The sequence below is a fragment of the Paenibacillus sp. ALE2 genome (assembly GCF_054113385.1).
The window spans coordinates 1,702,416-1,714,436 of sequence record NZ_CM134213.1; the positions used below are offsets into that span (position 1 = coordinate 1,702,416).

At 42.7% G+C, this 12,021-nt stretch carries 12 protein-coding genes; 5 read left to right on the plus strand and 7 right to left on the minus strand.

Annotated elements, in window-relative coordinates; translation table 11 throughout:
* Position 1: 1 nt before the first annotated feature.
* Entirely contained in the window at positions 2-964 is a 963-nt protein-coding gene (locus ACXHJ1_RS07325; protein ID WP_457905851.1) for a radical SAM protein, read from the plus strand.
* A 163-nt stretch (positions 965-1,127) separates the two neighbouring features.
* Positions 1,128-2,102, plus strand: coding sequence for an aldo/keto reductase family protein (locus tag ACXHJ1_RS07330; protein WP_025366203.1), 975 nt, complete (start codon positions 1,128-1,130; stop codon positions 2,100-2,102).
* 84 nt (positions 2,103-2,186) lie between these two features.
* On the opposite strand, the gene ACXHJ1_RS07335 is transcribed toward ACXHJ1_RS07330, so the two are convergent.
* From ACXHJ1_RS07335 to ACXHJ1_RS07355, 5 genes are all read right to left on the minus strand, one after another.
* Complete coding sequence (locus ACXHJ1_RS07335) at positions 2,187-2,570, minus strand: hypothetical protein (protein ID WP_217484793.1); 384 nt, start codon at positions 2,568-2,570, stop codon at positions 2,187-2,189.
* A gap of 200 nt (positions 2,571-2,770) precedes the next feature.
* The gene (locus tag ACXHJ1_RS07340; protein WP_167437931.1) at positions 2,771-4,711 is read right to left on the minus strand and encodes an ABC transporter permease; all 1,941 of its coding nucleotides are present in this window, start codon (positions 4,709-4,711) and stop codon (positions 2,771-2,773) included.
* Positions 4,701-5,462, minus strand: a complete 762-nt coding sequence (locus ACXHJ1_RS07345; protein WP_107733677.1) for an ABC transporter ATP-binding protein — start codon at positions 5,460-5,462, stop codon at positions 4,701-4,703. Before ACXHJ1_RS07345 ends, ACXHJ1_RS07340 begins: the two co-directional genes overlap by 11 nt.
* A 102-nt stretch (positions 5,463-5,564) precedes the next feature.
* The gene (locus tag ACXHJ1_RS07350; RefSeq protein WP_457905852.1) at positions 5,565-6,569 is read right to left on the minus strand and encodes a sensor histidine kinase; all 1,005 of its coding nucleotides are present in this window, start codon (positions 6,567-6,569) and stop codon (positions 5,565-5,567) included.
* Complete coding sequence (locus ACXHJ1_RS07355; RefSeq protein ID WP_016822550.1) at positions 6,562-7,257, minus strand: response regulator transcription factor; 696 nt, start codon at positions 7,255-7,257, stop codon at positions 6,562-6,564. The genes ACXHJ1_RS07350 and ACXHJ1_RS07355 overlap by 8 nt, the downstream gene beginning before the upstream one ends.
* A gap of 164 nt (positions 7,258-7,421) precedes the next feature.
* On the opposite strand from ACXHJ1_RS07355, the gene ACXHJ1_RS07360 reads away from it, so the two are divergent.
* Entirely contained in the window at positions 7,422-8,051 is a 630-nt protein-coding gene (locus ACXHJ1_RS07360) for a YfbR-like 5'-deoxynucleotidase (protein ID WP_019689016.1), read from the plus strand.
* 153 nt (positions 8,052-8,204) lie between these two features.
* On the opposite strand, the gene ACXHJ1_RS07365 is transcribed toward ACXHJ1_RS07360, so the two are convergent.
* Positions 8,205-9,389 carry an RCC1 domain-containing protein gene (locus ACXHJ1_RS07365; RefSeq protein ID WP_457905853.1) on the minus strand — a complete coding sequence of 395 codons (1,185 nt, stop codon included), beginning with the start codon at positions 9,387-9,389 and terminating at the stop codon, positions 8,205-8,207.
* Between the two features lie 116 nt (positions 9,390-9,505).
* On the opposite strand from ACXHJ1_RS07365, the gene ACXHJ1_RS07370 reads away from it, so the two are divergent.
* Positions 9,506-9,997 carry a hypothetical protein gene (locus ACXHJ1_RS07370; RefSeq protein WP_457905854.1) on the plus strand — a complete coding sequence of 164 codons (492 nt, stop codon included), beginning with the start codon at positions 9,506-9,508 and terminating at the stop codon, positions 9,995-9,997.
* 48 nt (positions 9,998-10,045) lie between these two features.
* On the opposite strand, the gene ACXHJ1_RS07375 is transcribed toward ACXHJ1_RS07370, so the two are convergent.
* On the minus strand, positions 10,046-10,753 hold the full coding sequence (locus ACXHJ1_RS07375) for a phosphodiester glycosidase family protein (protein ID WP_457905855.1): 708 nt from the start codon (positions 10,751-10,753) through the stop codon (positions 10,046-10,048).
* Between the two features lie 238 nt (positions 10,754-10,991).
* Between ACXHJ1_RS07375 and ACXHJ1_RS07380 the strand changes: the two genes are divergently transcribed.
* Complete coding sequence (locus ACXHJ1_RS07380) at positions 10,992-11,978, plus strand: aldo/keto reductase (RefSeq protein ID WP_123797824.1); 987 nt, start codon at positions 10,992-10,994, stop codon at positions 11,976-11,978.
* Positions 11,979-12,021 lie beyond the last annotated feature (43 nt).

A 12,021-nucleotide genomic window follows, 5' to 3' on the forward strand; every position in this document is an offset into this window, starting at 1 on the left:
AGTGAGTATAGAGAACAAGTATAAAGCACTTGAGCTGGAGAAGCCGGGCATTTATGAGCTAGAGGGACTGGAAGTCGGGGTCACCTCTAATTGCAACTTCAAGTGTGATTACTGCTGTGCTTATCAGCGGAACGACGGGCAATGCATCAGCAGTAAAGAGGTCAAAAGTATCATTGATGATATTCCAACGTTAAAACGTGTGCGGCTGTCCGGGGGGGAAGTGACCTTGAAGTATGAGGACTGTCTGGATATTGTGGCTCACTGTTCGAGCAAAGGAATCGCTACCCAGCTCAATACCAATGCCAGCTTGCTCAGCCCTGAACGAATTGAGAAGCTGCGTGACGCGGGGCTTTCCAACATTCATATCTCCTTCAACTTTACGGATGCCGATAAATATGCACAGTATTATCATGTTCACCCTCGCATGTATGAGAAAATCGTTCAAAATATTCGGTTGTGTACCGAAGCCAAGTTGGAAACGGTGCTGGAAACTTTGCTATTTGCAGAGACACAGAACAATATGCCAGCAATCAGTGAAAAAGTATACGAACTCGGTGTGCGCATCCACGAAATCCAAAACAGCATTGTGATGGATCATACGAATTGGAACGCGATCTCCACCAAGGAAGCACTTGTCCGTTCCGTTCATGACCTGATTGCACACAAGAAAGACGATACCGTGCTGTATTTCACCTGTATGGACCGTTTTGCTGAGGCGCTGGGCTTCAAGGGAGAGCCAGGTGTATATTTTTCCAACTGTGTTGACGGTAAGAAACAGCTTCATCTTCACGGGAACGGGGATATTCTGATCTGTGAACTTTGTCATCCTGTGGTCATCGGTAATATTTATAACGGAACGTCCTTAAAGGATATTTACAAAAATAAGCCGAAGCAACTTCAGGAGTTTCTCGACAAACTGCCTTGTCCTGCATATGATGCGCTTTTTCCTGTAGGAAGCAAGTAGACATGATTTGAGATTATGAGACTACAGCATCTATCACCCTAGCAGTCAGGGTGGTAGATGTCCTTCATGTAACTCCATGAGTCCTTTATTATTTGTTTTAATGAAAGGGCTTACATGCTAAAATATATAAAAATGCGAGCTTCTTAGGAAAGAAGGAGTAGATATGAGATATAGAAATGTAGGTAATAGCGGTCTTAAAATTAGCGAAATTGGACTGGGAAGCTGGTTAACGTACGGAACAGCCGCCGAACAGGAAGCAGCTCATACCTGTATTGCCAAAGCCTTTGAACTTGGAATCAATTTCTTTGATACCGCGAACGCGTATAATCGTGGAGAAGGCGAGAAGGCTATGGGAGCCGCTTTGAAGCCTTATCGAAGAGAGAGCTATGTGCTTTCTACCAAGGTTTTCTTTCCTATGGATTCTGGTCCCAATGACAGAGGACTGTCACGCAAGCACATTATGGAGCAATGTGAGGCGAGTTTGAAGCGCCTCGGCACAGATTATATCGACATGTACTTCTGCCATCGTTATGATCCAGACACTCCATTGGAAGAGACACTGCGGGCGCTAGATGATCTTCAGGCTCAAGGCAAGATCCTGTATGCTGCGGTTAGTGAATGGAGTGCTGCCCAGCTCACGGATGCCTATGGTATTGGAAAACGGCTGAATCTGCGCCCGCTGATTGCCAATCAGCCGATCTATAATATGTTCGAGCGTTATATCGAGCATGAGGTACTTCCCGTATCCGGTCAGGTAGGCATCGGCCAAATTGTATTTTCACCTCTGGCCCAAGGCGTCCTCACAGGTAAATACAAGCCGGGACAGCCTATACCGACGGGTAGCCGCGGGGCTGATGCCTCTGTCAATAATGTCATCAGCAGTTATATGAACGATACTGTTCTCAACTGCGTTCAGGAGCTGGATCAGCTGGCGAAGGACTTGGGTATCACCTTGTCACAACTCGCGCTTGCCTGGATTCTGAGAGAACCGGGGATCAGCGCTGCACTGATTGGGGCTACTAAACCGGCACAGATCGAGGAAAATGTGAAGGCAGTCGAGGTGACCTTGCAACCGGAGACCTGCGCGGAAATTGAGCAGATTCTGAAGCAAGCAGAGGGTTTTGAGCCTTTGCGCTAAGCATTCACACGAGCCTCTATTGAGGGAAGCCATCAATAACAAAGTCTCGCTCTTCCTGTCCGTAACAGAGAAGGGCGAGACTTTTTAACTGGCATCAAGCATGGCATAGATGCCTGAAACCACACTAAATGCAATTCCGCTCACTAAAACAAGGATTTGCTTCTTGCTGAGATCCAGGGGATCAAAAAAGATGGGCAACAGCCATTTTAGGGTGATAACAGCCCACAGGCCCTCCAGTAACCCTAGTATCAATACCTTTTGCCCCCAGTGAAGCTTCATTTGCGGTGTTAGCGGACCTTCAAGAAACAGGTCACCTGAAGTATGAATATTCCAAGAAACAATAACTACGAATATAAGAAGAGTTAATAGTGTTGACATAATATAGGCGATATCTTTTTTGGCCTTTTTCGTAAGTTTTGGCGATTTTTTAAACTCAGGCAAGCCAATCAGGAAAAAAACGATTCCCATAAAAATAGCCACGCCTATAAAGGAACCCAGTATAATATTCGCTATGATGCCGATGCCATTGATGATTAATAATAAAATAAGCTCCCCCCCTTGGGGTTACGATGATAGTTATTTTATTGTACACGCAGGAACAAAAATGCTCAAATATTTGGAAAAGCCCCCGGCACTTGTGCTGAGGGCATTTTTTGATTTTTTGCCAGTTATAATGCTGATTTAATGACCTTTTTATAATACAGAATGGACAGCACTCCAAAGATGGAATATAAGGCTGTGTACAGTACCATCACGATGATCATAGGCATCCAAACTTCGGTCCCAAACAAGAACCAGCCGGATTGGACGGCGAAATAGCTGTGTGATAGGCCGATCACTAACGGAATGCCGAAGTTAAAGAGTTGTTTTATTTTAATGCCTCGCAGCAGGTCACTTTGGGTGAAGCCTAACTTTCTCAATACAGTATAATTGGCCTTTTCGTCTTCGCTCTCATCCATTTGCTTAAAATAAAGGATGCAGCCTGATGTAATGAGAAAGGTGAGTCCCAAAAAGCCAACGACAAACATGATCACTCCCATATTTCTCTTCTGATTACTGCTCATTTCAAGCTGTGATGTTTGTTGATCATTAAAATTCGCAGCTGCAAAGAGGCGATCGGCTTCTTCAATCTGCGCTGAGTTTAGCATATCAATTCCAATATATAAGGATGACTTCTTTTGGATCTCTGGATTTACATCTTTCTTTAACCGCTCAAAAATGGTTTCGTCTACAATGACAGTGGGTACTCCCCCAGCTGCAAAATAGTAGGGAATCACATAATCCTTTTTTAGACCCACATATTGTTGAGGTATGACTTCTGTTTTCCCCTTCAAATCCAAGGGTCCAAAGTCTTTCAAGGACATGAATTTCTGTAACATATCATTATAGCCCGTTAAAACCGTTTGGCCTGGAGATACATCCGTATCTTCCACAGATTGGTCGCTTACGACAGGCAGTGTCATGGAATCCGTACCCTCATTTAATTGTTCCATAGGAGTCTCCATAATTTGCGCTGTCTTCACACTGACTTGAATCACTTCAATTTTCTTTTCTCGATACTGTATATCATGCTCATGAAGTAACGCTTTGAATTTCTCCGCATCCGGCACATTCGTCATGGCAAAATGGGAAGGTACATTATCCTCAGCTGCTTGATCCGCAGAATAATAGGCGATATAGCTTAAGGATAGTAAACCGATAGCAAGTGCCGATACTGTCGTAATAATGGTTAACAACAAAGCATTGGATTTCATGCGGAACATAATGGATGAGAGGGACAGCACCTCATGAATGTTTAAGTAGCCGCCTTTACTTTTTCTGATGATATTGGAAATAAAGCGGATGGACCCTTTATAAAAGAGAAATGTTCCGATGATGACAGAGCCCAAAATAAACACCATTGCCATAAATAGTTCATTTAGGGATGTAAAGTCTCCACCAAATAATCTGGAGGAAACATAGTAACCTAACGCGATGAGTGAGACGCCAATGATCCCGATAATCATCTCAAAGATCGTTATTTTCTTGATTTTCCCTTCGGTGGTTGAGGTCACTCGGAACAAAGACAAAATACTTTGTCTTTTGATAAAAGAGTAATTCATGACCATAATCAGCAAGTAGATGACAACAAAAACGATGAGTGTTTGAGTCAGTGCTTGGTTCGAGAAATATAGAGTGGCAATAGCCTCGACGCCCGTCGTCTTAAATAAGATCATGATCACTAATTTGGAAAAAGAAAATCCAACCCCAATTCCAACGAAAAGAGAACCGAAGTATAAAATTAAGTTTTCAGCACTTAGAATGCGAAAAATTTTACTTTTTGTCATTCCGATCAGTTGAAATAGGCCAATTTCTTTACTGCGTCTTTTTATAAAAATATTATTAGCATACAAAAGGAAAATGCATACAATAGCGACCAGTAAGACGGATGCTGCCCGTATAGAAGCTGCGCCTTTAACAGAGCCCTTCACTTCGTCCATGGAGGGATCGTATTGTAATGTGACAAAGGCGAAATAGAGCGCAACACTGAAAATGAGAGCAAAAACATAAAGGTAATAATTTTTCAGGTTTTTTTTCAAATTCTTTAGAATGAGCAGATTAATGTTCATATTGGACCCCGCCTAAGACTGCTTGGGTTTTCATGATATCCTGGAAGAAGCTTTGCCTTTCCTGCACGCCTTTATGAAGCTGCGTATACATTTGCCCATCCTTCATAAAAATGACTCGGCTGCAATGGCTGGCTGCAACAGGATCATGCGTGACCATAATAATAGTTGCTTTGCGCTTTTGGTTCAGCTGACCCAGCTTGTTTAATAGATCAGAAGCCGACTTCGAATCAAGCGCACCCGTAGGTTCATCGGCAAAAATAATCGTAGGCTCATGAATAAACGCTCTAGCCGCAGATGTACGCTGTTTCTGTCCACCCGAAATTTCATTGGGATACTTGTCCTTGAGCTCATAAATCCCCAGTTCTGTAGCCACCTCCTGAAATCTTTGGTTGGCCTCTTTTTTAGGCGTTTTGGTGATAGATAGGGGCAAAAGGATGTTCTCCTTCACGGTGAGCGTATCCAGCAGATTATACTCTTGAAAAATAAAGCCTAAATGCTGTTTGCGGAATTCAGCCAGTTGCTTTTCTTTCATTTTCGTCATTTCGATATCATTGATCTTAATGGAACCGTGGCTTACTTTATCAATGGAGGAAAGGACATTTAGCAGAGTGGTTTTACCTGAACCGGAGGCTCCCATAATACTGACAAATTCACCTTCCTCAATAACGATATCTATTCCTTTCAAAACCTCCTGCATATTTAGCTTATTACCATAGCTTTTGTGAATCTTATGGGCTTCTAAAATATTCACTTCGATGCACTCCTTATTGTTCTTGTAGCCTTATTATAAAAATCGTGCCGATGCTTTTCCCTTGATTGGGCGAACAATACATAAAAGCATGTGACATCTCTGTCACATGCTCATCATACTTACGAAATCATTTCGTTTGGGGAAAATTAAAGTGAAGGTCGTACCTGCGTTCGGTTGGGAGTGCACATCTATATGTATGAGCAAGGACTGCGCTGCCTTTTTCGTTAAATATAACCCCATGCCTGTTGAAGTATGATCGGAATGTTGGGTCGTGGATGTAAAACCTTTCTCGAAAATACGAGGTATATCCCTCGGATCAATCCCACGCCCAAAGTCTTGAACCTCAAGCTGTATTCGATCCTTATGTTCATAACTGTGAATGATAATATCACTGGCATCGCTATATTTGATGGCATTGGTTAAGAGCTGTCTGATGATAAAAGCTAGCCATTTGGCATCACTTAGCACTTCCATGTGCTCAAGTCGGATGTCAAAACCGATCCCTTTTTGGATGCACCATGACTGTAATGCTTTGATCTCTTTAAAAACCAGAGATTTTAAATCTACTTGTTCGACGTATAAATCGTTTTCAATAAAGGATATGCGCTTCTGATGCAACTGTTGGTCCAGCAGTAAATGAATTCGCAGCCATTCATAAGTTAGCTGAGCCTTAAGAGATTTGTCATCCAGTCGCTCAATCATCAAATGCATGGCGGTTAAAGGTGTTTTCACCTCATGAATCCATGATAACAGTTCATCCTTTTCGTGTTCCAGAGTCAATTGATTTTGCGAGATCATCTGTTGTAGTCGTTCGGTCTGATGGACAATTTTGTGTTCAATGATTCGCTCAAATGGACTTTCAGGTTCGCCCATTCCGGTTAATTGGAGAGGCCCCTCCCATTCTTCCAAGGCCCTATAGAACTTGGTTTCCTTGGGATAGCGAACGATTAAAAAAGCCAGGAAAACCAACATAGATAAGAAAACGACATACAGGATCGGCATTAACGGGATGGCCGTATCCACATAAGCAATGAGAAGGATCAGCATTTGTTGGCATACAAAAAGTAGAATCCAGCTCCGCCTCTCTGTAAGGTATTTTTTAATCATAGGCAGGTGCCTCTTCTGTAGCCATGTAGCCTTGCCCCACTTTTGTTTCAATGAAACAGCCCAAATCCAACTCGTCCAATTTTTTACGCAGGCGGTTCAAGTTGACGGTCAGGGTATTGTCGCTGACAAAACGTTCATCATCCCAGAGGCTTTTAATTAATTCCTCTCGTGTGACAATTTTATTTTTTTGTTCAATCAGCAGCTTCAAAATAAAAATCTCGTTCTTGGTTAATTCGATGGAGCCAGCCTCATTGGCTACTACATTTTTTTCATAATCGACCGTCGCTCCACGCCATGTTTTCAGGGAAACAGGTTCGGTATTGTAATTATATACACGGCGAAGTGTCGCTTGTAATTTTGCAATCAGTACATCAAAATGGAAGGGTTTTTGGATAAAATCATCCGCTCCAAGCTGCATTGACATTACTATATCTGTAGGGTGATCCCGCGATGATAAGAAGATAATCGGGACGTTAGAGTGGGATCGAATCATTCGACACCAATGAAAACCATCAAATTTCGGCAATTGAATATCAATCACGACCAGATCGGGCTTTATCGTTGTGAATTCTTGAATGACTTTACTAAAATCCCGGATGCCGTACACATCATAGGCCCATTGAGTTAACCTGTCCTTTATTTCATGGAACAAAGTTTCATCATCTTCAATCAGCAAGATTTTAAACAACGAATTCACCACTTTTACTTTTTTATATAAAGTGTATAGCAAAATTTGTTTATGTGCTATATGTGAAAGAATCAACTTGATATTGCGATAATCTGCTGTTAATAGTTGAGGTTTATAGTTGGTTTATATCTACTATTTCATACCGTTAAAGGATGGATGTATTGATGGGAATTCACACCTATTTTCGATCGCTAAATGAGTTGGAAAGAATTATTCGTTGTCCAGGCAAGTTTAAATTCGAGGAACATAGTGTATCGGCTCATTCCTGGAAAGTAGTACAATATGCCAAAACCCTGGCTGATATCGAAGAGAGAAACGGCCTCAATATTGATTGGAAAAAGCTATACGAGATTACCAGCAGTCACGATTACGGCGAGATTTTTATTGGAGACATTAAAACGCCTGTTAAGCATTCCTCCAAGGAACTACGGTTATTAATCCAGCAAGTTGAAGAGGGTATGATTGAGTATTTTATAGAAGAGAATATTCCCGAGGATTTTAAAGCAATTTTCCGCAAGCAGCTAAGAGAAGGTAAAGATGATTCTGTTGAAGGCTTAATTTTAGAAGTAGCGGATAAAATGGATCAGGTGTATGAAGCGTTTGCCGAGCTTCAGCGGGGGAATACCGAAAAGGAATTTATCGTGATGTATCGCAATGCGCTTGTAAAAATCAAAAATATTAATTTGAAATGCGTTGAGTATTTTTTGGAAAATATCCTGCCGGATATGGTTAAGGAAGAAACGCCTTCATCCATTGATATTAAAAAGATCACGGAAGAGGCTTTAGCTCTGTAAATGAATTTCCTCGCCGTCTTTCAGAAGCCGCGAAGCGCTTCTGTTCATACATAACAATAGTTTTTTTATAATAAAGCAGGTTCTATATGAAAATAAAAAAGCAATCAGGACAGTTGATTGAACCTGCCCTGATTGAATTGGAGAGAACGGAGCTTATTTGGAAAATGGATTCGGGAAATTCGTTTTCGTAGCAGCATATTGTTCCTTGGTATTGCCAATGCCCAGTTCACCATTTCTGTTAAATCCCCAGGACCAGACTGTTCCATCGGCTGTCAAAGCATGCGAATGGTTGCCTGCTGCACTGAAAGCGACTACATCGGTTAGAGGCGTATTCATCTCATCTACAACCTGAGTCGGGACTTTAATCGAAAACACATCAGTCCCATCACCTACTTGTCCTTCATTATTGGTTCCCCACCCCCAAAGGGTTCCGTCATTTTTCAGTGCGAAAGTTTGGGTTTTGCCTGCTTTCAGTCTATTTACATCGGAAATATTAATCAATACGGGGGATCTTCTAAAGGTAGAGGTTCCATCCCCCAGCTTACCCGAAGTATTGCTACCGGAAGCGTATACTTCTCCGCTATTCGTTAACACATAAATGCGGTCAGCTCCAGCGGTAAAGTTTTTGATATCATCAATTCGGTATTGAACAGGGGTAAGCTGGTTTTCTTTATCATCCTGTCCCAGAGCGCCATCAAAGCCACGTCCCCATACCCATAACTGATTGTTTTTGTCTAGAGCCGCGCCAAAGCTATCACCAGCGTCAATGGCTACAATATCTTCTAAGCCTTGTACCTGAACAGGTTTCACGGAAAAGGCAGAAGCCCCTTTTGTGCCAATGCCCAGTTGTCCAAAATTATTTTCTCCGTAGGCCCACACGGTTCCGTCATTTTTGAGGGCAAGCGTAAATTGACCTCCCGCTCTCACTTCCTTAACATGATCAATATATTTGTTTTTCACAGGGACTCTTGCCGTATCCCGCTTGTTCCCTGTTCCTAGTTCGCCGTAACTTGCAAAACCCCAAGACCATATCGTTCCGTCTTTTTTGAGCAAGGTTGAGTGCAAATCACCAGCATCAATCATAGCGATGTCAGATACATCTGCTTGCATCGGACTTGTTTTATTATTCCCTCCGCCATTGCCTACACCGAGCTTGCCATTGCCGTTACTTCCCGTTGCGTAAAATGGAGATCCATCTTCCATGGCCAGAAAAGCGTTAGTGGTCCCTGCCGAGAGCAAATGATCGTAATTTACAGTAGAATCAGCGCTTGCCGTAATAGAGCTTCCTACTAGAAGTGTTGATGCAGTGAGGACTGCTAAACCGAGTTTTTTTAACATATAATTGCACACCTTTCAGAATGTAATAGATAAATACAGATTAAAGCAACCAAATTGTTCCTGTTTGCGTCGTAATAATGAACATATTCTTTAAACCAGATTCGGGAGGATCACTTATGAAAAATAGAGCTTCTGCTCTTGTTTTTGCCTTGCTTGCGGCAGCTTTACTGCCTGCATGTTCTACAAAAGAATCGGCTACGCCGGTTAACAAATCTAATGGAGCGGTGGTTCGATCTATTTTTGACTTGGATCATCTGGAAAGTACAACAGTATATACAGGGCGTGCCAAGATCGAAAGTATTGAAAGGATTAAAAAAGAAGTAGAACAACCCTTAGCAGCCCCTACCATGGACTATTTGATCCGATTTGAACGGCCTGTTCAATTTACTAGAGAACTACCCCAAAGTGATGATCCAGCGGAAAAACCTATTCAATCGGTCTATATATCCGTTCCAGATACACATATTTATAAGCAGATGGATGGTCAGCAAAGGCAATTAATCCGTCCAGCAGAATTACAGGTGGGGCAACCGATTGAAGTCTCCTATGTGTACCCTGCAACACCTGTTTTCCTAGCATTGGAAATTATTGTGCTGGATGATTTGTAGAGGAGGCCGATAAGGCCTCCTCACTCCTATGGAAGCACGTCATAAGCCTTAGGGGATGTTAATAAGTTTTACCATGTTGTAGATATAACGTGTTTGCTCATATTTGACCATGGTGCCTGCCGAGTTTTTGACCTGAATGCCGGATGAGCCTCCACCATCCAGAAGAATGGCTTCGAAGCAATCCTGCTTGATAAAATAGTTGCGAAGTTGTTTCAGCGTCGCATTTTCATGAACAACCAGGTAGACCTGCCAAATGTTATTGACGACTTTGAAGCCCAAGCCTGTCCGTCCGATGGATTCGGTGTATCGCAAGGTTCCGTTCAAGTCGAAATTTTCAATCTCTTTCAGCTCCTTGAGCCAAACATCTTCCTCATTCTTCAGTGATAGACTACCGCCGCTAATAATGGATTTGTACTTAATTGCCGTTCCCATTTGTTTTTTGAGATCCGTCACACTTGAAGTACGGGTAATTCCTATTTTTGTTTTGTTGCTTTCCGTAAAAATAAATGCAGTACCCCGACTATTCTCTTTGGCATTTGCCTTAATATCGTGAGTATTATTAGGTGTCACCGCAATGGATAAACCTTGAGTCGGTGGCGTTGTAGTGCTGATAGGGTAAAAGAAGCCCCCATTAATCCCGTAGTCGGTTTGCTGTGTGATCCGGCTTCGAATATTTTTATTTTGAATATTCGAGGCTGGCGTAATAATCACATGGAAACCATCAGACGTTTTGGTGTAAGAGTAGTTTGCTGGCATGGGAAACCTCCAATTAGATGATTTTGAAACAGAATCTCGCGCGATAATTCGTTTCTCATATATATAGGAAATTTACAGCGGCCTTTTACAACCTTGAAATCAAATTTTTCTAAAAAAATTTGAAACGTCATATACGAGATACCACTTGACTTAAAGTTAACTTTAAGTAGTAACATACGGGGTGTAACGTGGTGATTAGGAAATACGTAACTATTCTGACAAATTGGGAGTGATAAAATTGAAAAAGAAACAACTGGGTAACAGCGACCTTCAAGTATCTGCTCTGGGTCTGGGCTGCATGGGAATGTCCGAGTATTATGGTGAGTTGGATGATCAGGAATCGATCAAAACGCTTCATCGTGCGTTGGAGCTGGGGATCAACTTCTGGGATACAGCAGATGTCTACGGTGTGGGGAAAAATGAAAAACTGATCAGTCAAATCTTGCGGAGCCACCGGGATGAGGTGGTGTTGGCTACCAAATTCTCCATTATGCGCGGAGAGGATGGGGGATTCCTGGGTGTTAGTGGCCGTCCTGAATATGTAAAACAGGCATGTGATCGCAGCCTGCAAAGATTGGGTGTAGATGTGATTGATTTGTACTACCAGCACCGGGTCGATCCGAATGTGCCTATTGAAGAAACAGTAGGGGCGATGAGTGATCTGGTTCAAGCGGGAAAAGTTCGCTATCTTGGGCTATCCGAGGCGTCTCCTGCACTGATCAGACGTGCTCACAAGGTACACCCGATTACAGCGTTGCAGACAGAATACTCCTTATGGAGCCGGGAAGCAGAAGATGAAGTGATACCGACATGTAAGGAACTGGGCATCGAATTTGTGGCCTACAGTCCACTGGGCCGCGGATTTTTGAGCGGGCAAATTCAGAAGTTTGATGATTTCGCAGAAGATGATTTCCGTCGCACGGTGCCGCGTTTTCAGCCTGAGAATTTCCAAAAGAATCTGGATCTCGTGCAGCATGTTAAGGATCTTGCGGCTCAAAAAGGAGTCAAGCCTTCTCAGCTTGCTTTGGCCTGGCTGCTTGCGCAAGAGGGAATTGTACCGATTCCCGGCACCAAACGGGTCACGTATTTAGAGGAAAATGCAGGAGCAGTTGATGTGGGCTTGTCCGCAGAAGAAATGGAGACGATTAACGCCATCATCCCTAAAGGAATGGCAGCCGGCCTTCGTTACCCGGCAGAGCGGATGCCAAATTGGCAAGCGGAATAATAAGAATCACGAGATAACCCCTTAAGCCGTCTTTAACACGAAT

Excerpts from the sequence above, each read along its gene's own strand:
- ACXHJ1_RS07330 (WP_025366203.1), top strand. The coding sequence starts at position 1,128 with ATGAGATATAGAAATGTAGGTAATAGCGGTCTTAAAATTAGCGAAATT.
- ACXHJ1_RS07335 (WP_217484793.1), bottom strand. The coding sequence starts at position 2,570 with ATGGGAATCGTTTTTTTCCTGATTGGCTTGCCTGAGTTTAAAAAATCG.
- ACXHJ1_RS07340 (WP_167437931.1), bottom strand. The coding sequence starts at position 4,711 with ATGAACATTAATCTGCTCATTCTAAAGAATTTGAAAAAAAACCTGAAA.
- ACXHJ1_RS07350 (WP_457905852.1), bottom strand. The coding sequence starts at position 6,569 with ATGATTAAAAAATACCTTACAGAGAGGCGGAGCTGGATTCTACTTTTT.
- ACXHJ1_RS07360 (WP_019689016.1), top strand. The coding sequence starts at position 7,422 with ATGGGAATTCACACCTATTTTCGATCGCTAAATGAGTTGGAAAGAATT.
- ACXHJ1_RS07365 (WP_457905853.1), bottom strand. The coding sequence starts at position 9,389 with ATGTTAAAAAAACTCGGTTTAGCAGTCCTCACTGCATCAACACTTCTA.
- ACXHJ1_RS07370 (WP_457905854.1), top strand. The coding sequence starts at position 9,506 with ATGAAAAATAGAGCTTCTGCTCTTGTTTTTGCCTTGCTTGCGGCAGCT.
- ACXHJ1_RS07375 (WP_457905855.1), bottom strand. The coding sequence starts at position 10,753 with ATGCCAGCAAACTACTCTTACACCAAAACGTCTGATGGTTTCCATGTG.